A 19,380-nucleotide genomic window follows, 5' to 3' on the forward strand; every position below is an offset into this window, starting at 1 on the left:
CGGCTCGGCTCCGACGGCTACCTGGACGAAGCGTTTTCCTCACCGCTCGCCATGGGTGCGGCAGATCGGCAGGGCGCCGCGCTGGTCGGTGCTGCCGTTGCGGATCGACACGCGGCCGTCCTCGTGGTCGAAGCGCTCGCCCTCGCACAGGGGGCACCGCAGGCGTGGCCTGGTGGTGTCCGGCACCGCTCGATCATCAACCACGGCCGGCGACGATGATCGACTCCATGGTGCGGGCGACGGCCTCCGCGTCGGCCCGGGACAGGAACGCGGTGTCCACGTCGACGGTGAGGACGAGGGCGCCGGGCTCGTCGTCGATGTGCAGGAACAGCGGCTCGGTCGGGCCGGTCGAGGCGCCGACCCACGCGAAGACGCCGTCGGCGGTGGACGGCTCGGCGGTGGTCCCGCGCTGGGTGCGCCGGTCGTTGTAGCACACCGTGCGGGTGACGTCGGTGCCCGCGCCGGCGAGCAGCTCGGCGAGCTGGAGCGGGTTGTAGTAGGCGTGCTTGTGCGCGGCCAGCGACGCCCGGGCGACCCGGCCGAGGGCGTCGTCGAGGGGGCCGGACACGTCGGCGACGCAGAGGCCGAGCTGGGCGAGCGGGCTGACCACCTCGGCGAGGCCGGTGCGGAACCGGTTGCTCACCAGGTGCCGCACCGCGACCTGGTCGGTGCCGGTGACCCGGCCGACGGCCATCATGAACGCGGTGGACAGGATCGTGGCCGGGTCGACGCCGGTACGCGCGGAGACGGCGGCCACCGCGGACGCCATCGCCGGCGACGTGAACCGGGCCTTCGGGAACCGCTGCGGGTCCGGGGTCAGCGACGGGGACAGCGGCGTGACCGACGGCAGGTGCCGCTCCCAGTGCCGGACGGCGGCGGCGCTCTGGCGTTCGCCGGACGGGGAGCGCTGCCAGGCGGCCAGCTCCAGCGGCTGCGGGCCGGTGACCGGGGTGGCGACGCGGGCGGTGGCCTCGGCGACCATGACCCCCGCGCCGACGGCGTCGGTCACCAGGTGCGGCATGATCACGACGAGCCGCTCGGGGCGGCCGTCGCGGCAGACGACCGCGGCCCGCAGCGGCCAGTCCGCGGCCAGGTCCGGCTCGGCCGTCCGGTACGCGTGCTCGACCTCGCCGGCGAACCCGAGCGGGTCGGGCGTCTCGTACACCTCGACGGTCAGCGTCCCGCCGGCGTGGACCTCCTGCAGCGGGCCCTCGTCGTGGCGCAGCCGGGTGCGGAAGGACTGGTACCGCTCCAGTGAGTACCGCAGCTCGCCGACGACGTCGGCGACGGTGGTGCCCGGTGCGACCGGCTGGTGGCCGCCCATCGGCAGCCACGACCGCTCGCGGTCCATGGTCAGCAGCATCGACCGCTGGCCCCAGGTCAGTTCGGCGACGCCGCTGCCCTCGCCGCGGAACGCGACGTCGATCCGATCCATTACGTCAACCATCGACGGACCACCCTCATGCTCAGCGCGACCGCCGACAGCGTAGCGCTCACGGCACGAGATGGATGCGGACCTTTCTGGCGGTGACCGCGGCCTCCTCGAGCACGGCGAGCCGCGGCTCCGGCACCTCCAGCAGGTGTGGGTGCCGCAGCGCCGCGAGCCGCTCCAGCCGCGGGTCCTCCAGGACCAGGTCGATCATCGGGCGGTCGCCACCGCAGACGAGCGCGGCGAGGTCGGTGCGGCCGGACAGGATCCGGGCGGCGATGTCCGCCGTCTCCCCGACGGCGGCGTCGGTCTGGTTGCCGCGGCGGCGGGCGTACCGCTGCTGCGACCATCCACCGGCGGCGGTGCGGCCCTGCACGTAGAACCGCTCGACCTTGGACGACTCGAGGGTGGTGCCGTCGGCGACCCCGGCCGCCGCGGCGCCCCGGCGCACGAGCAGCAGCCCGATCCGCGGTGGGCTGGCCAGGCCCTGCAGCAGCGCGTCGATGTCGGCGACCCCGTCCAGGCCGGGCGGTGGATGCAGGGTCGCGGTGTCGCCGTTGCTGGCCCCGGTCAGCGTGAGCGCGTCCTCGGTGGCGCCGTTGTGCCGGCCGTAGAACCCGTCGAGCCACCCCTTGAGCCGCTCCGGGGAGATCTCCACCCACCGTCCCCCGCCGGCCGCGGGCCGCGCCTTCACCATGCCGCCCAGTCTGCCCCAACCGGGCCGGGCCGGGTCGCGTCAGGCCGCGCCGGGCCGCGCCGGCGGCTCAGGTGGCGTGCACGAACAGCAGGGGCACCAGGACCACGACACCGACGATCGCGACCGAGGACAGCACGCCGCGCCAGGTGCGCAGGAACCGCCGGATCCGGCGGCGCAGCCCGCGGCGGCGGGGGCGCGGGCTCGGGTCGTCCGGTGTCGCCGCGAAGATCTCCAGCCAGAGGCCGCCGAGCAGGGCGACCGGTGAGGCGACCGCGACGACGACCAGCCGGGCACCGGTCAGCGGCGGCATGTGGCTCACGACGATCGCGGTCAGCGCGGCCACCAGCACGGCGACGGCAAGCTGCGCGACGGCACGCAACCGTCCCTGCACGCCACCTCCCTGTGTCGGCACCAGCGTAGGGGCCGGCGGCGGCGGGAGGCACCCGCTTCACCCGGCAGCGTGAACGCCGTCGCTGCCCGCGGGCCGGAGGAACCCGGCGACCACCTCCCACCCGTCGCCGTGCGGCCCGTAGCGCAGCGTCCCGCCGGCGGCGCGCACGTCGGCGTCGAGGCTGCGCAGCCCGTACCCGCCGCCGGTGCCCGTCCGGCGCCGGGCCCGCCCCGCGGGGTGGCTGGTGAGCCGCAGCGTCCAACCGGCGGCGTCCTCGTCGAGGGCGGCGCGCAGCGTGGCTCCCGGCCCGTCGTGCCGCAGCGCGTTCGTGGCCGCCTCCCCGACCAGCCGCAACGCCACCTCCCGCGGCGCCGGTGGCAGCCGCGCGATGTCGTGCGGCAGCGTCTCGGGCACGACCAGTCCCGCCTCCCGCAGCGCGTCGAGCCGCTCGGCCAGGGTGGCCTCCGTGTCCCGCCGGTCCTCCTCGGCCAGCGCGAGACGGACCTCGGCGAGGGCGTCCCGGCCGGCCCGCAGGACGGTGTCGAGGCGCTGCTCGTCGGCGGGGGCCAGCCGCGCGGTCGCGCGCAGCGCCTCGCCCTGCACCAGCATGACCGTCATCGTGTGGGCGAGGCTGTCGTGCAGCCGCCGGGCCAGCCGCTCCCGGGCGCGCGCGCCGGCCGCTGCCTGGTCGGCGAGGCGCCGCTCCAGGCGCAGCCGGGCGACGGTGGCCCGCTCCCGCAGGTGCTCGCCGCGTTCGACGCCGGCGAGCCAGGTGACGATCAGCGCCACGGCCGCCAGCACCCCGCCCTCGACCGGGCCGCGCCGGATCGCGCCGGCCACCGTGACCACCGCCGCGGCCACGCCGCACATCCCCCAGCGCACCGCCGGTGACCGGTGCGTCGCCGCCGTGTACATCGCCAGGCTCACCGGCAGGTACCCCACCGCCCGGCCCATCCCGAGCAGCGAGTGCGCCGCCGTCGCCACGCTGATCACGGCGAGCGCGGTGCCGGGCGCGCGGTGCCGCCAGACCAGCGGGACCAGCTGTGCGACGGCCAGCGGGACGCTGAGCACGGTGCCGGACAGCGCGTACAGCGTGACCAGCGTCGCGTACAGCGCCACGTCGATCACGATCCGCCAGTGCGCCCGCAGCATGGTTCCCCTGACCTATCATCGGCCGGGTGATCCGGCTCGCCGTCGTCGACGACCAGGCGCTCGTCCGTGAGGGGCTCGCCCTGATCCTCGGCGCGGAGCCCGACATCGAGGTGGTCGCCGGGTTCGCCGACGGCGCCGACCTCCTGCGTGACCCGGTCCCCGCCGACATCATCCTGATGGACCTGTACCTGCCGGGCGCCGACGGGGTCGCGACCATGCGCCAGCTGCGGTCCCGGCAGCCCGAGGTCAAGGTGCTGATGCTGACGACCGTGGGCAGCGCGGCGGACGTCCAGCGGGCGCTGGCCGCGGGCGCCGACGGGTTCGTGCTCAAGGACGCCACCGGCGCCGAGCTCGCCGCGGCGGTGCGTGGCGCGCACGCCGGGGTGCGGCCGCTGAGCGCGTCGGCCGCCGAGCTGCTGTGGCCGCGCCCGGCGCCGGCTGCCGGGCGCGGCCCCGACCTGAGCACGCTCACACCCCGCGAGCGGGAGGTCCTGGAGCTGCTCGGGCAGGGGCTGGGCAACCGGGAGATCGCCGGGGTGCTCGCGCTCGCCGAGCGGACCGTCAAGACCCACGTCAGCAACGTGCTGGCGAAGCTGGACGTGGCCAGCCGCACCCAGGCGGCGCTGCTGGCCCGGCAGCTGCCCGGCCGGTAGGTCCTCGGGCAGGTACGAAAGGGCCGGTCGGGCTACGTCCTTCGCCGCTTCCGGCGCGCCGGCGCCCGTGGCAGGCTGCGACGGGTGCTGAATGATCCACCGCGGCCCCGCCGCTGGCCGCGCCGCACCGCCGTGACGCTGGCCGTGCTCCTCGTCGCCGTCGCCGGCCTGTACCTGCGCAACAGCTCGACGATCGCCGGCCAGGAGGACGGGCAGCGGCCGTTCCTGCTCGCCCACCGCGGCATCGCGCAGACGTTCGACCTGGCGGGTGTCACCGCCGACACGTGCACCGCCCGGATCATCCACCCGCCGCAGGTGCCGTACCTGGAGAACACCCTGCCGTCGCTGCGGGCCGCGTTCGACGCCGGCGCCGACCAGGCTGAGATCGACGTGCAGCTGACCCGTGACGGCCGGCTCGCCGTCTTCCACGACGCCACCCTCGACTGCCGCACCGACGGCACCGGCACCGTCGGCGAGCACACCCTCGAGGAACTGCGCCGGCTCGACGTCGGCTACGGGTACACCGCCGACGGCGGCGCCACGTTCCCGCTGCGCGGCAAGGGCGTCGGGCTGCTGCCGACCGTCCCGGAGGTGTTCGCCGCCCTGCCCGGCCGGTCGCTCAAGCTCGACCTGAAACGCGACCAGCAGGCCGACGGCGAGGCGCTGGCCGCGTTCCTCGCCACGCTGCCGCCGGACCGGCTCGCCACGGTCACCGTCAGCGGCGGCGACGCGGCCGTCGCCGCCGTCGCACGCCGCCTGCCCCAGGTCCGGACCTCGTCCCGGGCCGTCATCAAGGACTGCCTGCTGGACTACGCCGCCCTCGGCTGGACCGGCCACGTCCCGGACAGCTGCCGCCACCGCGAGCTGCCGCTGCCCGCCCGGTACGGCCGCTGGCTGTGGGGGTGGCCGAACCTGTTCGTCGCGCGGATGCGTACCGTCGACACCCGCGTGATCCTCGTCAGGGGCGAAGGCGACTGGTCGGCCGGCTTCGACACCCCCGCCGATGTCGCCGAGCTGCCCGACGGCTGGGCCGGCGGCATCTGGACCAACCGCACCGACGTCGTCGCACCCCTGCTCATCCCGGGCTGAACATTGCCCGCCGGCGATACGCCGCACGGCATGCCCGGACGGCTGCGCTGCTACCGGGTCCGCGGCGACACCCGGGCCCAGGGCGTCCGGAACGTCGGCGCTCGGCTACCAGGTGGTCGTGGTCGCCGACGACGGGCCGGCGGCACGCTGACTGCTGTTGTCCGGGCAGCGCCTCGCGCAGGTTGCGGCCTCATCCGGGCAAAGCCTTGCGCAGGCCGCGGCCTCATCCGGGCAGGGCCTCGCGCAGGCCGCGGGCGGCGAGGCGGTCGGCGCGCTCGTTCTCCGCGTGCCCGGCGTGCCCCTTGACCCAGTGCCAGACGACGTCGTGCCGGGCGACCGCGGCGTCCAGCTCGCGCCACAGGTCCTCGTTCTTCACCGGCTGTCCGGCGGCGGTATGCCAGCCGTTGCGCTTCCACTTCACGACCCACGACATGATGCCGTTGCGCACGTACGTGCTGTCCGTGTGCAGGTCCACCGCTGAGGTGCGGGTCAGCGCGGCCAGGGCCCGGATCGGTGCGGTCAGCTCCATCCGGTTGTTCGTGGTCGGCGTGGCCTCGCCGCCGCAGAGCTCCTTCTCCACGGTGCCGTACCGCAGCAGCGCCCCCCAGCCGCCCGGCCCCGGGTTGCCGCTGCAGGCCCCGTCGGTCCAGATCTGCACGCGTTGCACCATTCGCGGAGCCCTCTTTTTCTGTCGTACCCCGGTGGCATGCTGTCGGGCATGACGCCGCTGAGGATTGTGAAGGGTGACGCCACCAGCCCGCAGGCGAGCGGCCCGAAAATCATCGCCCATGTCTGCAACGACCAGGGCCACTGGGGCGCGGGTTTCGTCCTCGCCGTGTCGCGGCGCTGGCCCGGGCCCGAGCGCGACTTCCGGCAGTGGCACCGGGGCCGCGCCGGCAACGACTTCGCCCTTGGCGCGGTCCGGCTCGTGGCGGTCCAGCCGTCGGTCTGGGTCGCCAACATGATCGGCCAGCACGGCATCAAGACGGGCAGCTCCGGCCCGCCCGTGCGGTATGAGGCGATCGGCCGTGCCCTGACCACGGTCGGCGACCGGGCGCTGGAGCTGGACGCGTCGGTGCACATGCCGAGGATCGGCTGCGGCCTCGCCGGCGGCCGGTGGGACAGGGTGGAGCCGCTGGTGGTGGCGGCGTTGTGCGAGCGCGACGTGCCGGTGACGGTCTACGACTTCTGAGGTGGTGGCTGACGTCCGCGACCCGTGCCGGCGGATGTCGCCGGTCGGGGCTGGCGTCGCGCCGGGCTGTGTGAGACCTCGGGCATCGCTCGGGTGCGGTTCGCGGTGGTGCTGCGAGCCGGGCCCGACTCCATGCCTCGAGCCGTCGCCAGCGGTCATCCCGGACCCGGACCCCGGCTCCTGCGGCAGGAACTCCCGCTGGATGCCGGTGCGCAGGACGAACAGGATCCGGACAGCACCTGCCGGTCCGGGATCCGCTGGCGTCCCGGACGTCGCGGATCACGCGGTACGGGCTTGGGCGGCAGCGGTTCGATGCGCTGCCACAGCCCGTCCGGCACGCGGTGGAAGTCCGACGGGCGATGGAAGTCTTGGTGGTCAGGCCGCCGCGCAACGGCCGGGCACGGGGTCGGCGGGTTCGTCATGGACGCCGCCGGGCGGTTCCCTCCGCAGGTGACCGTCGCGGCGGTGTCCCGGGTGCCGTCATGCCGCCGCCGTATGAGGTGCTGCCTGGTCGCCGAACCATCTGCCGGAGACCTTCTCAGTTGTCGATCGCCGCAACGCCGGAACGTCATCCCACGACACCCGTTGACGAACGCCGGCCGGCTGGAGTGACCACGAGCGTGGTGGACGCGGCGTGGTGGCTTGATCAATGACAGGACCTCCGGCGAGGCTTCACCGAATCGGAGGTCTCTCCGGCGCACCGTGACGCCCGGCTGACCGGGCACGGCCGGTGCCCGCTCATCCAGCGTGTCGTCAGCGACGGCCGCCCGGTGGCCCACGTCGTCAAGGAGCTGGGCTGCTCCCGCGCGACCGGCTACGAGTGGCTGGCACGGTGGCGCGCCGAAGGCGACGCCGGCCCGGCCGACCGGTCCCGCACCGCGCACCAGCGAGACCAGCCCCCAGCTCGAGGCGCGCGTGCGCGCGCTGCGTACCCGGCCTCAACCGGCCACGCCGTGCTGACCCGCCACGGACCGCACCGCCTGGCCGGCGACGACGGCGGAGCGGAGGGCCTGCCACGGGGTGGCGTCGAAGATGAGGGTGATCGACGTGATCAGGCCGCCGGTGAGGCGGAAGTGCTCGGCCGTGCGCTGGGTGCCGACCGGTGAGGCGGTGTGCACGTCGTAGACGAGGGTGGCCTCGTCGGGGCCGTACAGCTCGCTGAGCAGCCGCACGCCGGTGACGATGCTCAGGAAGGCGGGCAGGCCCGCGAGGTGGCCGGTGGGGTCGTCGCTTTGCAGCATCGGGCTGGAGAACTGGAACGGGGTCGCGGTCAGCGCGACCGCGGCCGCCACGTCGCCGCGGAACCGGGCTTCGTGATAGCCGCGCACCACGTCGGAGGTCGTCATCGGTTTCGCACTCCTTGGACACCTTGGACGAGTCGGAGGCACAGGTCCCGCAGCTGGGCGGCCTCGGCGGGGCTGAGGCGGGCGAACACGGCCGTCATCGCCGCCCGGGTCGGTGCCCGGAACTCGGCCAGCCAGGCGAGGCCGGCCGCGGTCGCGACCGCCCGCACGGAACGCCGGTCCGCGGGGTCCGGCACGCGCCGCACCAGGCCCTCGCGCTCCAGGGTGTCGACGAGGCCGGTGACGTTGCGCGGGGTGACGCCCAGCAGCTGGGCCAGCTCGCCGAGGGGCAGGCCGGCGTCGCCGCTGGTGCGCAGCCGCAGCAGCAGGTCGAACCCGCCGGCGCTGAGCCCGCGGCCGCCGGTGCCCGCGGAGCGCAGGTGCTCGATCGCCGCGGCTGCCGAGCGCACCGCGGCGGCCGCCTCCAGCAGCGGCAGCACCGGGTCGCCGGGCGCGCCGGTGAACGCCTCCAGCGCCGCCCGCGTGGCCGGGTCGAACACGAGACCGTCGTCATCACTTACGTACTGCATAATGAAGTAGTACAGTAAATGACGCGCCGGTTCACTGCAACTCAAGACGTAGGCGGCGCCCGGCGACTACATCCGTGGTGGTAGCCGGCAGCCGGTCTCGGGGATGACGACCGGCGCGCGGCGCGGCCATACGCTGGGCCGGTGGACCGCGACGGGGGCGAGCACCGGCTGGTGGTCGGGGCTGCCGGGGGGCGCTGGGACCGGTGGTGCCGGCAGCCCTGGCCGCCGGTGCTCGTCGGGGTCCTGCAGGTCGGCACGACCGTCGCCGCGGCCCAGCGGGAGACCCCGCGACGGCCGGTCGACCTGCTCGCCGTGGCGCTGCTCGCCGTGGGTCCGTTGCTGCTGTATGCCTGGCACCGCGCGCCCGGGGTGGTGCTGGCCGGCAACTTCGCCGCGGCCGCCGCGTATTACACGCTGGGCTACCGGTTCGGCCCGGCCGCGTTGAGCCTCGCCGTGGCGACGGTCATCACGGTCGCGGCCGGGCGGCGGCGCACGGCCTGGCTGGTGACGGCGCTCGGCCTGCCGGTGTATCTGCTGGTCAGCGCCGCGGTGGGGCGGCAGCGGCCACCGGGGCCGGTCGCGGTGGTGGCGATCGCGGCGGTGCTGGGCCTGCTGCTGGCGGCGGGCGAGGCCGTCCGGGTCGCGGGGGAGCGGCGGGCGGAGGCGCAGCGGGCGGCGGTCGCCGAGCGGCGCCGGCGGGTCAGCGAGGAGCGGCTGCGGGTCGCGCGGGACCTGCACGACGTGCTGGCGCACCACGTGTCGCTGGTCAACGTGCAGGCGAACGTCGCGCTGCGGCTCTTCGACCGCGACCCCGACCAGGCCCGCGCGTCGGTCGCGGCGATCAAGGAGGTGAGCCGCGAGACCATGGACGACCTGCGGGCGGCGCTCGCGGTGCTGCGTCAGGACGGCGCGGCGCCGCGCCGCCCGACCGCCGGGCTCGGCCAGCTCGACGAGCTGCTGGCCCGCTCCGGCGAGGCCGGCCTGCCGGTGACGAAGACCGTCGACGGCACGCCGCGGGCGCTGCCGACGGCGGTGGATCTCGCGGTGTACCGCATCGTGCAGGAGGCCGTCACGAACGTGCGCCGGCACAGTGGCGCCGCCGCCGCGACGCTGCGGGTCGCCTTCGACGAGGACGCCGTCACGGTCGCGGTGCACGACGCCGGGCCGGCGAGGGTCGCGCGTCGCGGCGACGGCGACGGCATCGCCGGCATGCGGGAGCGCGCGACCGGCCTCGGCGGCGCGTTCGAGGCGGGCCACCTGCCCGGCGGCGGGTTCAGGGTGTCCGCGCGGCTGCCGTACCGGATGCCGGCGTGATCCGCGTCGTGCTCGCCGACGACCAGGCGTTGATGCGGGCCGGGCTGCGGGCGCTGCTGCAGGACGGCGGCATCGACGTGGTCGCGGAGGTCGGCGACGGCGACGCCGCGGTGCGCAGGGCCGCCGAGCTGCGGCCGCACGTGGTCCTCATGGACGTGCGGATGCCGGTGATGGACGGCCTGGAGGCGACCCGGCGCATCGCCGGGGACCCCCGGCTGGACGCGGTGAAGGTGCTCATCCTCACCACGTTCGAGATCGACGAGTACGTGTTCGACGCGCTGCGGGCCGGTGCGAGCGGCTTCGTGCTGAAGGACAGCGAGCCCGACGAGCTGCTCCGCGCGATCCACGCGGTCGCCGCCGGCGACGCGATGCTGGCCCCGAGCGTCACCCGGCGGCTGGTGCGGGAGTTCGCGTCGCGGGCGAAGGAGGTCCGGCCGGCCGGGCGGCTCGCCGCGCTCACCGAACGGGAGCGGCAGGTGCTGGTCCTGGCCGCGCAGGGGCTGACCAACGACGAGATCGCCGCCCGGCTGTTCGTGACCCTGGCGACCGCCAAGACGCACATCAGCCGCGCGATGACCAAGCTGCGCGCCAGGGATCGCGCGCAGCTGGTCATCATGGCGTACGAGACGGGCCTGATCCGGCCGGGCTGGATGACCTGACCCGTCTCAGGCGCGCACGTCGCGGCGGGTGAACACGACGAACGCGGTGGTGAGCGCGAGCGCGCCGTACACCAGCGTCCCGGCGAGCCCATGGTTGTACGGGACGCTGCCGGGCACGCCGGTGACCGCCCCCGCGAGCAGGCCGGGCATCAGGTGCCCGGCGCCGGGCCAGGTGTTGCGGGCGATGTTCTCCACCATGATGAACCAGCACAGCGCGACCCCCACCGCCACGGCCGTCGAGCGCAGCAGCACGCCGAGCGCCAGCCCGATCGCCCCGTAGCAGGCGGCGGCCAGGACGGTGTTCGCGTAGCCGGTCGCGGCGTCGGCGAGCCACGGCCCGCTCGGCGTACCGCGGACCCCGGTCACGACCGCGGCGCACGCCACGCTCACCGCCAGGGCCAGCAGCAGCGCCCCGGCCGTGCACGCGGCCAGCGCCAGCACCTTCCCGGCGAGCAGCCGGTCGCGCAGCGGCTGGCGCAGCAGCAGCGTGCGCAGGGTGCCCAGCCCGTACTCGGTGGTGACGCCGGTCAGGAACACCACCAGCACGACCAGCCCGACGAGCCGCGACGCGTTGGTGAACCCCGCGGTGAGCCGGCTTGGCGCGGGCGTCGCGGTGGCGAAGGTGAGCACCGTCACCAGGACCGTGCAGCCGATCAGGGCGCCGAGTCCGCCGTACAGCACCCTGGGGCGGCGCAGCTTCATCAGCTCCGACCGGAACGCCTTCGTCATGACCGCTCCTTCGTGAACATGGCCAGATACCGCTCCTCGAGGTCGCCGCCGCCGGCGAGCAGGTCGCGGGCGGGGCCCTGGTACAGCCGCCGGCCGTCGCCGATGACGACCAGCCAGTCGCACACCTGCTGGACCTCGGCGAGCAGGTGCGAGGAGACCAGCACCGTGCGCCCCTCGTCGTGGATGGACCGCACGATGCCGCGCAGGTCCCGGATCCCGGCGGGGTCCAGGCCGTTCGCCGGCTCGTCGAGGACCACCAGCGCCGGATCGCCGAGCAGCGCCGCCGCGATGCCGAGCCGCTGCTTCATCCCGAGGGAGTAGCTCTGGTACGGCCCGCGCCCCCGCCCGCCGAGCCCGACCCGCTCCAGCAGCGCGGGGATCCCGGCCGGGTCGGTGCCGGCGAGGGCCGCCTGCACGGCGAGGTTCCGCTCGCCGGACAGCCCCGGGTAGAACGCCGGGCTCTCGATCAGCGCGCCGACCCGGGGCAGGTACGCGACCGGATCGGTGAGCGGCAGGCCGCCGACGCTGCCGGTGCCGGCGTCCGGGCGTACCAGACCCAGCAACATCCGCAGCGTCGTGGTCTTGCCCGCCCCGTTCGGCCCGATGAGTCCGGCGACCACGCCCTCGGGCACGTCGAGGTCGAGCCCGTCCACCACGGTGCGGGCGCCGTAGCGTTTCGTCAGCCCGCGGGTCTCGATGGCATTCGTCATGGCCGCATCGTGGCCCGCCGGCACCCCGCGCGTCGTCATGCCCGCGGACCGGACCGGCGCTACCACGACGGTCGCAGCGCCGGCCGGTCCCCGTCCACCGCGCGGATGAGCCGGTGCCGTCGCGTGTACCGCGTCAGGACGAGTGTCCGGTGTGGACCGTGGCCCGACGCGCGGGCGGTGCGGTGTGGTGCAGCGTGATGGGCATGCTGTTCTCCGGTCACCGCTGGGTCGGGCTGCTCGGCATCGGGTGGTTCGTCCTGTTCCTGCTCGGCGCCGCCGTCCTGCAGGGCGAGCCGCCCGCCGCCGGTGCCCCGGTCGCCCAGGTGCGCGACTTCTTCCACACCGCCGGCTCCCGCTACCTGGTGGGCGACCTCGTCGCCGGCTGCGCCTTCATGCTGCTGCTCCTGCCGTTCGGCACCCTCCTGCCCCGAGCACTGTCCACGGTGGAACGACAGCCGCCGTGGTGGTCGCCGCTGACCGCGGTCAGCGTGGTGGCCGTGGTGACGGTCGGCGGCACCGCCACGTCGTTCCTGGACGCGGCCGCCCTGGCCGCCGGCGGCCCGCAGCTGGACGACTCGACGGTGACCGCGCTGCTGTACGCCAACACCGCGGGGATCGCCCTGATCGGCCTGCCGGCGGCGGTGTTCGCCGCGTCCGCCGCCGCGCTGGTCCACCACGCCACCGGCCCCCGGGCCCTGACACTGCTCGGCGGGCTCGCCGCGGTGCTACTGGTCGCGGGCGCGGCCTTCCCCGTCACCGGCACCGGCCACGGACCACTGTGGACGGTGCGGTTCGTGAGCTTCCTGGCGCTCGCCCTGTTCGTCCTCGGCACGTCGCTGTACGTCCTGACCGGCGTCGGGCGCGGTCGATCCCGCCCGGCGGCGGACCGCTCCTGACGTAGGGCGGCCCGCTCCGCGCGACTGCACGACCGGCGTGTCACAACGTGTTCGACGTGCCCGGAGCGTTGGACGGAGTGCGAAGCTCCTGGTGCGCACCACGCCGGCCGGTGGGGCGCAGCGCCGTGGCGGTGGCGGCGACGAACAGTGACAGCAGCACCGGGATCGCCAGGGCGCCGGGCAGGCCGGCGACCCGGCTGGCGGCGCCGATGAGGACCGGGCCGAGCAGGAAGCCGAGGTAGCCGAGGCCGACGACGCGGGCGAGCGCGCGCCCGGCGGCGTCGGGGTTGCGGTCGCCGGCGGCCGAGTACACCTGCGGGGCGATGAGGGCCATGCCGGCGCCGAGGCAGGCGAACCCGGCCACGCCCGCCGCGGGCTCGCCGGCGAGGAGGGCCGCGCCGAGGCCGCCGGCGGCGAGCAGGCCGCTGGCCCGGACCAGCAGGACCGGGCCGAACCGGGCGGTGAGCCGGTCGCCGGCGAGGCGGGTCACGGTCATCGCCACCGAGAACGCGGCGAACGCGGCCGCCGCGAACCCGGCCGAGCTGTGCAGGTCGTCGCGCAGGTAGACGGCGCTCCAGTCGGCGGCGGCGCCCTCGCCGACGAGCGCGCAGCAGGCGAGCACGCCGAGGAAGAGCACGCCCCGCACGGGTCCGGCCGGCGCGGCGACCGGCGTCGAGAGGACCGCCGGTGCCGGCGCCGGCGGCAGGGCCCACCACGACGACCACGCGGCGAAGGCGAGCATCGCGCCACCGACCGCGGCGAACGTCGCGCGTGGGCCGGCGCCGGCGTGGGCAAACAGGCCGCCGGCGCTCGCGCCGAGGAAGCCGCCGATGCTGTACACCGCGTGGAACGACGACATGATCGGCCGCTGCCAGGACCGTTGCACGTCGATGGCGTTGGCGTTCATGGCGATGTTCAGCGTCCCGTGGACGGCCCCGAACACGAACAGCGCGACGGCCAGGGCGGCCAGGTCGGGCGCGTACGCCGGCAGGATCAGCGCGAGCCCCTCGGCGAACGCGGCCGGCAGCATCACCCGCCGGCTGCCGAACCGGTCGACCAGCCGCCCGGTGGCCTGCATGCCGGTGATGGCGCCGGCGGCGAACGCGAGCAGCGCGAGGCTCAGCGCCCCGTCGTCCAGCGCCAGGTCGCGCTTGACGGCGGGGATGCGGGCCGTCCACGCCCCGAGCGTGATGCCGAACAACAGGAAGAGCAGCGCGGTCGCGACCCGCGCGCGCACGAGGACCCGACGCTGCGACGATTCCGGCACGCCAGGATTCTCGCATCCGGCCGGGGTTAGCATCGGGGCGTGCAGTTCCGCGACGCCGTCCACGCCGACCTCTCCGCGATCGTCGGGCTGCTCGCCGACGACATCCTCGGCATGACCCGCGACCGGGCGGTGGTCGACGAGGCGTACGAGCGGGCGTTCCGGCAGATCACCGAGGACCCGCGCAACCGGCTGATCGTCGCCGACGACGGCGGGGAGGTGGTGGCGGTGCTGCAGGTGACGTACATCCCGGGGCTCGGCCGGCACGGCGCCGAGCGGGCGCTGGTCGAGTCGGTCAGGGTGCGCGCCGACCGGCGCGGGCAGGGGCTCGGGGCGGCGCTCATGGCCTGGGTCGTGGACCGGGCGCGCGAGCGCGGCTGCGCGCTGGTGCAGCTCACCACCGACAAGCGCCGGCAGGACGCGCACCGGTTCTACGAGCGGCTCGGCTTCGTCGCCAGCCACGAGGGTATGAAGCTGGACCTGACCGGCGGCGGGTGAGGCTCACACCTCGGTGATCTGGCCGGCCTCCACCTTGATGGGGATCTCCTTGAGGCCGCTCGTCGCGGGGCCGCTCAGACGGGCGCCGTCGGCGATCGCGAAGGTCGAGTTGTGCGCCGGGCAGGTCGCCACCCCGTCCTTCGGGGCGCCGATCTTGACGCCCTTGTGCGGGCAGGCGGCGTCGTACGCCTTGAACGTGCCGGCGACCGGCTGGACGAGCAGGACGCCACCGACCAGGGTGCCGCCGCCGACCGGGACGTCGGCGGTGCTCGCCAGGCTGGTCGCCGGGGCGGCCGTGACCGGCGCGGACGTCGCCGGGGCGGCCGCGGCCCCGGACGGCGCGGGATCGTCGCCGCACGCGGCCAGCAGGCCGGCCGCGCCCGCGGCACCGGCGCCGGCGAGCAGCGCCCGCCGCCCGGCACACCATCGCATCGACACTGTCGTGCTCCTTCCGTCGGACACGGACGAGGACGATAGGCACGATGCCGATCGATGGCAATTGATTGCACGTGTTTTCATGGGTACCCGAACGATGCGGCGCCGGTCCCGCCACGTTGCGGGACCGGCGCCGGGTTCAGCGGGTCGGGTCTGACCAGGCCGTGCCGGGTCAGGTCGCCAGGGTGAACCGCCACTGCTGGTTGGTGCCGCCGTGGCAGGTCCACTGCAGCAGGCGGGCGCCGTCGGCGGTCGAGGCGCCGTTGACGTCGACGCACTTCCCGCTCTGGACACCCTTGACGGTGTACACGCCGGACGTGCCCGTCGCGGTGACGGTGAACTTCTGGTTGTCGGCGTTGGTGCAGGTGGACTGCTGCAGGAAGGCCCCGTCGGCGGTGGAGGACCCGGTGACGTCGAGGCACTTGCCGCTGTGCACGGCCTTCAGGTAGACCGCGCCGTTGCCGGCGTCGACGGCCTGCCACTTCTGGTTGTTGCCGCCGGTGGCCGCCCACTGGACGACCTGCGCGCCGTCGGCCGTCGAGACGCCGCTGACGTCCACGAGCTTGCCGCTGTGCTGGGCGGTCAGGGTCCAGGTCTTGCCGGCCACGCCACCGCCGGTGCCGGGGGTGCCGACGCCCGCGCCGCCGAAGGTGAACGAGTCCAGGTCGAAGCCGTTGTTCACGCTGTTCTTGAACACCATGTACAGCGTGTGCGTGCCGGACAGCGCGGCGGTGTTGACCGTCGCCGTGTTCTGGTAGTTGTCCCACCCACCGGTGTTGGGGATGGTCGTCGTCGCCAGCAGCGTGCCGGTCGGCGAGTCGGCGCGCAGCTCGATGGAGCCGCCGCCGGACGGCGAGGAGACCCGGTAGGTGACGTTGGTGATCCCCTGCAGGCTCATCGGGTTGAACGAGATCCAGTCGTTGTTCGAGATGTCCCCGACGCGCTTCGTGCTCTCCGCGCCGGCCTGGTCGACCACCCGGATGCCGCTCTGCGCGGTGAAGTACTCCGCCTGCTTGTGCTTCGGTTGCAGGATCGCCTGGCCGTAGCCGGTCAGCGGGGCCGCGCCGCCCGCGCCGCCGTTGTCGGTGTAGCGGGCGATCAGGGCGTAGAACAGGTTCGCCCCGTCCGGGTGCCCGCCGAGCAGGTCGGTGGAGATGGTGCCGGAGCAGCCCGGGTACTCGGTCGTCTCGTGCAGGTGGTCGTCGTGGCCGAGAGCCGGGTTGACGTACACCTTCGAGCAGTCGACGGCCGCGCCACCGGGGTCGGTGACGGTCACCGTGTAGGGCACCTGGTCGCCGAAGTTGAGCATGCCGCCGTTGACCGGGGTGCTGACCGTGACGGTCGGCGCGGTGTTGCCGACGGTGATCTGCACGTTGGCGTAGCCGGTCTTGCCGGTGTTGTCGGTGACCTTCAGCTGGGCGGTGTAGTTGCCGTTGGCGGTGTACGTCTTGGCCGGGTTCGCCGCCGTCGACGTGGTGCCGTCGCCGAACGTCCACAGGTAGCTGATCGTGTTGCCCGCGTCGGGGTCCATCGAGCCGGCGCTGGAGAACTGGACGTTCAGCGGGGCGTTGCCGTTCGTCGGCGTGCCGGTGGCCTTGGCGATCGGCGACCGTCCACCTTGGACGTAGTCGATGCGGTACAGGCCGGAGTCGTTGTTGCCGCCGCCGAAGTTGGAGCCCCACTCCAGCAGGTACAGCGAGCCGTCAGGGCCGAACTCCATGTCCATCGGCTTGTTGAAGTTGCCGCCGGGCAGGAAGGTGTTGGTCCGGGTGACGGCGGTGCTGCTGTCGAAGTGGACCTCCTTGACGAAGTTGCGGGCCCACTCGTAGAAGAAGTGGACGCCGTCGTAGTACTGGGGGAACTTCGTCGGCGACGGGTTCGCCGCGTCGTACCGGTAGACCGGGCCGCCCATCGGTGCCGAGCCGCCGGAGCCCAGCTCGGGGAAGTTCGGCGAGGCGCCGTAGCCGTACCACAGGTTCGGCGCGACGATCGGCTTCAGGTTGACCAGGCCGGTGTTGTTGGGCGAGTTGTTGACCGGCGCGGCGCAGTTGAACTTCGCGCCGACGACGCCGGTGTCGGGGTTGTAGGGCGCGTACGGCTGGTTGTCGCCGTGGCAGAACGGCCAGCCGTAGTTGCCGGCGGCCTTGATGACGTTGAGCTCCACCAGGCCCTCGGGGCCCCGGTTGGTGGTCGGCGGGTTGCGGTCCGGGCCGTAGTCGGCGAGGTACACCCAGCCGTTGGCCGGGTCGATGGAGAAGCGGAACGGGTTGCGGAAGCCCATCGCGTACACCTCGGGCCGCGTCTGGGCGGTGCCCTGCGGGTAGAGGTTGCCGGTCGGGATGGTGTAGCCGCCGGCCGCCGACGGGCGGATCCGCAGCAGCTTGCCGCGCAGGTCGTTGGTGTTGCCCGCGGTGCGCGCGGCGTCGAGGTTGGCCTTGCCGGCCCGCCAGTCCAGCGGCGCGTAGCCCTGCCAGTTGGGGTCGAGGTTCGGCGGCGTGTCGTCGCCGGTACCGATGTACAGGTTCCCATCCGGCCCGAAGGCGATGTAGCCGCCGGTGTGCCCGGGCTCGGGGAACGTCCGGTCGCGGTACGCCGGGATGTCGATGATGGTGACCGCGCTGGACATGTTCAGCGTGTCGCCGCTGAGCGTGAACCGGGACACCCGGTTGATGTCGGTCGTGCTGCTGGCCGGGGAGTGGTACAGGTACACGTAGCCGTTGGTGGCGAAGGCCGGGTCGAGGGCCAGGCCGGTGAGGCCGTCCTCGCCGCCGGTGTAGACGCTCAGCGTGCCCGCGGTGACCGTGGTGTTCGTGGACGGCTTGAAGATCTTCACCTGGCCGGCCCGCTGGATGTAGATGACCCGCCCGTCGGGCGCGACGGCGAGCGCCATCGGGTCGGCGGTGTTGTCGTCCAGGGTGCGCTTCTCGAAGTTGCCCCACACGGTGCCGCCGCAGTCGCCGGCGAGGTTTCCGGCCGCCCAGCGCACGCCGCCCAGGACGTGGTTGCGGAAGTTGGTCTCGCTGTAGGACTCGATGGCGTGGCCCATGGCGGTGGCCCACACCCGGCCGCCGCCGGTGTTGCGGCACCAGGAGATCGGGTGGTCGCTGCCCATCGCGCGCGGGCCCGGGTTGTAGGTGCGCTCGTCGGCCGTGACGAGCACGTGCACGTCGCCGCGCGGGTTCTTGTCGAAGTTGTACCACTCCTCGCTGCGGTTCCACCGGTCCGGCAGGCCCGCCGTGGACGGGTGGAACTTGTCGGCGACGATCGCCTGCCCGGCCAGCACGCCGGGGGAGTGCTCGGGCATGTGCGCGCCCGCGTTGACCGTCTGGTCCCACCACGGGTACTCGGTCTCGATGCCCATGTCGGTGGCGTTGTGGACCGCGACGATGCCCTTGCCGCTGGCCAGGAAGCCCTCCACGGCGGAGCGCTGGGCGGCGGTCGTGAAGACCATGCCGGACGTCTGCAGCATGACCAGGACGTCGAAGGTGGCCAGGTTGGCGGGGGTGAAGACATTGCTGTCCTCGCTGAACACCGCCTCGAAGTTGTTGGCGGCGGCCTGCTGCTGGACCATCTGGATGGCGGCCGGGATCGAGTCATGCCGATACCCGACGGTCTTGGTGAACACCAGCGCGCGGAAGGCGGGCGCCGCCGCCGCGGGCTGGACGAGCGCCATCGACAGCAGCATGCCGACGATGGTGCCCAGGATCAACGTGCTTCTTCGCATGCCGTTTCCTCTCGGCGGGACAACGCGATGCGGGCCATGGGCACACGGCAGCCACCCGTGGACAGGGTTCAGTGACGTCTGACTGGTCCGGTCGAGCTACTGCCGTCCGCCGCGACGGACAGTGACATCGATCGGATGAAGACGCGTCAGCTGCCGTGACGAAGAGTCACATCGATGGGCTCTTCTGACATGGCTCGCGGCGCCAAGCCTGCTCCGGCGGACCTTTTGAAGTCAATACGGACAACAGAAGCGCAGCTCATAACGTTTTTTTGGTGGCCGATTCCGGCCTGCGGGGGCACGATTTCGTAGCTGTTTCATCTTGATCGTGTTACGTCATTGCCAGCCGGCGCCCGGACCTTTAACGTGACGGACACGATCTTTTGTCTCGGCGAGCAGAAGTACTGCGTCGTCGACCGGAAGATCTCGCAATGTGCAGTGCGTTGCCTACGTTGGGTGCCGCATCGGGTGGCGACCATCGACGTAGTCGCGGCCGGAGGTTACACACCGTTAGAAGAAACCGCCATGGCATCGAACTCGCTGCTCACGCTCCGAAGTGTGCCCTGGCGCCTCTCTCATAGGAGAACACGTGAGACGAACCCCGTATGTCGTGGCTGCTGCGGCTGTGTTGCTGGTGCTGTCCGGTTGTGCGACTGATGAGCCGACCGTGACGGCTTC

At 73.8% G+C, this 19,380-nt stretch carries 20 protein-coding genes and 2 pseudogenes; 8 read left to right on the top strand and 14 right to left on the bottom strand.

Annotation, left to right across the window (positions count from 1 at the left end):
• Positions 1-39 precede the first annotated feature (39 nt).
• The 5 genes from OP18_RS57285 to OP18_RS19305 form a co-directional block, all read right to left on the bottom strand.
• Positions 40-204: a hypothetical protein gene (locus OP18_RS57285; RefSeq protein ID WP_156089623.1), complete on the bottom strand. Its 165-nt coding sequence runs from the start codon at positions 202-204 to the stop codon at positions 40-42.
• A complete protein-coding gene (locus OP18_RS19290) occupies positions 197-1,435 on the bottom strand; it encodes a condensation domain-containing protein (protein ID WP_033360310.1) in 1,239 nt (412 codons plus the stop codon). The genes OP18_RS57285 and OP18_RS19290 overlap by 8 nt, the downstream gene beginning before the upstream one ends.
• A 58-nt stretch (positions 1,436-1,493) precedes the next feature.
• The gene (locus OP18_RS19295; RefSeq protein WP_033360311.1) at positions 1,494-2,126 is read right to left on the bottom strand and encodes an acVLRF1 family peptidyl-tRNA hydrolase; all 633 of its coding nucleotides are present in this window, start codon (positions 2,124-2,126) and stop codon (positions 1,494-1,496) included.
• A 67-nt stretch (positions 2,127-2,193) separates the two neighbouring features.
• Positions 2,194-2,517, bottom strand: coding sequence for a hypothetical protein (locus OP18_RS19300; RefSeq protein WP_156089625.1), 324 nt, complete (start codon positions 2,515-2,517; stop codon positions 2,194-2,196).
• A gap of 57 nt (positions 2,518-2,574) precedes the next feature.
• Positions 2,575-3,669 carry a sensor histidine kinase gene (locus tag OP18_RS19305; RefSeq protein WP_052386960.1) on the bottom strand — a complete coding sequence of 365 codons (1,095 nt, stop codon included), beginning with the start codon at positions 3,667-3,669 and terminating at the stop codon, positions 2,575-2,577.
• 26 nt (positions 3,670-3,695) lie between these two features.
• On the opposite strand from OP18_RS19305, the gene OP18_RS19310 reads away from it, so the two are divergent.
• Positions 3,696-4,322 carry a response regulator gene (locus OP18_RS19310; RefSeq protein ID WP_033360313.1) on the top strand — a complete coding sequence of 209 codons (627 nt, stop codon included), beginning with the start codon at positions 3,696-3,698 and terminating at the stop codon, positions 4,320-4,322.
• 84 nt (positions 4,323-4,406) lie between these two features.
• Positions 4,407-5,411, top strand: a complete 1,005-nt coding sequence (locus OP18_RS19315) for a glycerophosphodiester phosphodiesterase family protein (RefSeq protein WP_081970893.1) — start codon at positions 4,407-4,409, stop codon at positions 5,409-5,411.
• A 223-nt stretch (positions 5,412-5,634) separates the two neighbouring features.
• Here OP18_RS19315 and rnhA read toward each other — a convergent pair whose 3' ends face one another.
• Positions 5,635-6,081 carry a ribonuclease HI gene (rnhA, locus tag OP18_RS19320; RefSeq protein ID WP_033360314.1) on the bottom strand — a complete coding sequence of 149 codons (447 nt, stop codon included), beginning with the start codon at positions 6,079-6,081 and terminating at the stop codon, positions 5,635-5,637.
• A gap of 48 nt (positions 6,082-6,129) precedes the next feature.
• Here rnhA and OP18_RS19325 point away from each other — a divergent pair, with 48 nt between their 5' ends.
• A complete protein-coding gene (locus tag OP18_RS19325) occupies positions 6,130-6,603 on the top strand; it encodes a macro domain-containing protein (protein ID WP_033360374.1) in 474 nt (157 codons plus the stop codon).
• Between the two features lie 355 nt (positions 6,604-6,958).
• Here the strand turns inward: OP18_RS19325 and OP18_RS62560 are convergent.
• Positions 6,959-7,074: pseudogene (locus OP18_RS62560) on the bottom strand (IS5 family transposase); the annotation flags it as partial.
• Between the two features lie 224 nt (positions 7,075-7,298).
• Between OP18_RS62560 and OP18_RS62565 the strand changes: the two are divergent.
• Positions 7,299-7,589 (top strand): annotated as a pseudogene (locus OP18_RS62565) (leucine zipper domain-containing protein); the annotation flags it as partial.
• Here the strand turns inward: OP18_RS62565 and OP18_RS19330 are convergent.
• Both OP18_RS19330 and OP18_RS19335 read right to left on the bottom strand, forming a co-directional pair.
• A complete protein-coding gene (locus OP18_RS19330; RefSeq protein ID WP_052386961.1) occupies positions 7,542-7,949 on the bottom strand; it encodes a hypothetical protein in 408 nt (135 codons plus the stop codon). The pseudogene OP18_RS62565 and the gene OP18_RS19330 sit on opposite strands and share 48 nt — an antisense overlap.
• Entirely contained in the window at positions 7,946-8,476 is a 531-nt protein-coding gene (locus OP18_RS19335; protein WP_033360315.1) for a MarR family winged helix-turn-helix transcriptional regulator, read from the bottom strand. The genes OP18_RS19330 and OP18_RS19335 overlap by 4 nt, the downstream gene beginning before the upstream one ends.
• Before the next feature lie 141 nt (positions 8,477-8,617).
• Between OP18_RS19335 and OP18_RS19340 the strand changes: the two genes are divergently transcribed.
• Both OP18_RS19340 and OP18_RS19345 read left to right on the top strand, forming a co-directional pair.
• Positions 8,618-9,790 (top strand): sensor histidine kinase, encoded by a 1,173-nt coding sequence (locus OP18_RS19340; RefSeq protein ID WP_052386962.1) that lies wholly within the window; start codon positions 8,618-8,620, stop codon positions 9,788-9,790.
• Entirely contained in the window at positions 9,787-10,449 is a 663-nt protein-coding gene (locus OP18_RS19345) for a response regulator transcription factor (protein ID WP_033360316.1), read from the top strand. Before OP18_RS19340 ends, OP18_RS19345 begins: the two co-directional genes overlap by 4 nt.
• Positions 10,450-10,455: 6 nt before the next feature.
• Here OP18_RS19345 and OP18_RS52740 read toward each other — a convergent pair whose 3' ends face one another.
• Positions 10,456-11,178, bottom strand: a complete 723-nt coding sequence (locus tag OP18_RS52740; protein ID WP_052386963.1) for an ABC transporter permease subunit — start codon at positions 11,176-11,178, stop codon at positions 10,456-10,458.
• Complete coding sequence (locus OP18_RS19355) at positions 11,175-11,888, bottom strand: ABC transporter ATP-binding protein (protein WP_052386964.1); 714 nt, start codon at positions 11,886-11,888, stop codon at positions 11,175-11,177. The genes OP18_RS52740 and OP18_RS19355 overlap by 4 nt, the downstream gene beginning before the upstream one ends.
• A gap of 158 nt (positions 11,889-12,046) precedes the next feature.
• Between OP18_RS19355 and OP18_RS19360 the strand changes: the two genes are divergently transcribed.
• Positions 12,047-12,784, top strand: a complete 738-nt coding sequence (locus OP18_RS19360) for a hypothetical protein (RefSeq protein ID WP_156089626.1) — start codon at positions 12,047-12,049, stop codon at positions 12,782-12,784.
• A 40-nt stretch (positions 12,785-12,824) separates the two neighbouring features.
• Here OP18_RS19360 and OP18_RS19365 read toward each other — a convergent pair whose 3' ends face one another.
• Positions 12,825-14,051 carry an MFS transporter gene (locus OP18_RS19365; RefSeq protein ID WP_245635441.1) on the bottom strand — a complete coding sequence of 409 codons (1,227 nt, stop codon included), beginning with the start codon at positions 14,049-14,051 and terminating at the stop codon, positions 12,825-12,827.
• A 39-nt stretch (positions 14,052-14,090) separates the two neighbouring features.
• Between OP18_RS19365 and OP18_RS19370 the strand changes: the two genes are divergently transcribed.
• Positions 14,091-14,546, top strand: coding sequence for a GNAT family N-acetyltransferase (locus OP18_RS19370; RefSeq protein ID WP_033360318.1), 456 nt, complete (start codon positions 14,091-14,093; stop codon positions 14,544-14,546).
• A gap of 3 nt (positions 14,547-14,549) precedes the next feature.
• Here OP18_RS19370 and OP18_RS19375 read toward each other — a convergent pair whose 3' ends face one another.
• On the bottom strand, positions 14,550-14,978 hold the full coding sequence (locus tag OP18_RS19375; RefSeq protein ID WP_033360380.1) for a Rieske (2Fe-2S) protein: 429 nt from the start codon (positions 14,976-14,978) through the stop codon (positions 14,550-14,552).
• A 175-nt stretch (positions 14,979-15,153) separates the two neighbouring features.
• Positions 15,154-18,705, bottom strand: a complete 3,552-nt coding sequence (locus OP18_RS19380; RefSeq protein ID WP_033360319.1) for a ThuA domain-containing protein — start codon at positions 18,703-18,705, stop codon at positions 15,154-15,156.
• Between the last annotated feature and the right edge of the window lie 675 nt (positions 18,706-19,380).

It is taken from the genome of Dactylosporangium aurantiacum (assembly GCF_000716715.1).
In the GTDB taxonomy this organism is placed as follows: Bacteria; Actinomycetota; Actinomycetes; order Mycobacteriales; family Micromonosporaceae; genus Dactylosporangium; species Dactylosporangium aurantiacum.

Bases quoted from the DNA above. Each gene is read 5' to 3' on its own strand.
- OP18_RS19290 (WP_033360310.1), bottom strand. From the start codon at position 1,435: ATGGATCGGATCGACGTCGCGTTCCGCGGCGAGGGCAGCGGCGTCGCC.
- OP18_RS19295 (WP_033360311.1), bottom strand. From the start codon at position 2,126: ATGGTGAAGGCGCGGCCCGCGGCCGGCGGGGGACGGTGGGTGGAGATC.
- OP18_RS19305 (WP_052386960.1), bottom strand. From the start codon at position 3,669: ATGCTGCGGGCGCACTGGCGGATCGTGATCGACGTGGCGCTGTACGCG.
- rnhA (WP_033360314.1), bottom strand. From the start codon at position 6,081: ATGGTGCAACGCGTGCAGATCTGGACCGACGGGGCCTGCAGCGGCAAC.
- OP18_RS19325 (WP_033360374.1), top strand. From the start codon at position 6,130: ATGACGCCGCTGAGGATTGTGAAGGGTGACGCCACCAGCCCGCAGGCG.
- OP18_RS19330 (WP_052386961.1), bottom strand. From the start codon at position 7,949: ATGACGACCTCCGACGTGGTGCGCGGCTATCACGAAGCCCGGTTCCGC.
- OP18_RS19335 (WP_033360315.1), bottom strand. From the start codon at position 8,476: ATGCAGTACGTAAGTGATGACGACGGTCTCGTGTTCGACCCGGCCACG.
- OP18_RS52740 (WP_052386963.1), bottom strand. From the start codon at position 11,178: ATGACGAAGGCGTTCCGGTCGGAGCTGATGAAGCTGCGCCGCCCCAGG.
- OP18_RS19355 (WP_052386964.1), bottom strand. From the start codon at position 11,888: ATGACGAATGCCATCGAGACCCGCGGGCTGACGAAACGCTACGGCGCC.
- OP18_RS19375 (WP_033360380.1), bottom strand. From the start codon at position 14,978: ATGCGATGGTGTGCCGGGCGGCGGGCGCTGCTCGCCGGCGCCGGTGCC.
- OP18_RS19380 (WP_033360319.1), bottom strand. From the start codon at position 18,705: ATGCGAAGAAGCACGTTGATCCTGGGCACCATCGTCGGCATGCTGCTG.